This is a genomic window from Sulfitobacter sp. HI0027, from assembly GCF_001634775.1.
Lineage (GTDB): Bacteria > Pseudomonadota > Alphaproteobacteria > Rhodobacterales > Rhodobacteraceae > Sulfitobacter.
Window position 1 is genome coordinate 1 of sequence record NZ_LWER01000412.1, and the last position, 465, is coordinate 465.

Annotated in this window: 1 pseudogene; it reads left to right on the plus strand. The window is 57.8% G+C overall.

The annotated features are described in order from the left end of the window. Positions 1–47: 47 nt before the first annotated feature. A pseudogene (locus A3722_RS18625) lies at positions 48–263 on the plus strand (helix-turn-helix domain-containing protein); the annotation flags it as partial. Between the last annotated feature and the right edge of the window lie 202 nt (positions 264–465).

Here is a 465-nt window from a genome sequence, read left to right on the forward strand (position 1 = left end):
CCTGACAGGAGATTCCCATCGGCAACGTGATGTGCCATATTTGAGGCATGAGACGCCATGACATCTGCCTTTACCTTGGCCCCGCCGACCGTACTGAGCTTCAAGCCCTGATCAGCAACCGCAACACTGCGCGCAAGCTTGTCTGGCGGGCCGAGATCGTCCTGGCCACAGCGGACGGTCATGGCACGTTCGAGATTATGCGACGCGCGGGCACGTCGAAACCCACGGTCTGGCGCTGGCAGCAGCGGTATCTCGATGAGGGGTGGATTCCGGCTGAGTGCAGAATGACACCCTAAGGCATTTTGAGGACGCGGCTTCCGTATTCACGCAGATTTCCGTTTGGATCTACGTATCGATAGAGCGTAACAGGCTTGATCCCCAACTCCTTGCAGAGATCACTAACAGACGTGTCGCGATTGGCCATGGCGGCTTGCGCCATACGGACCTGCGCTTTTGTCAGCGCAA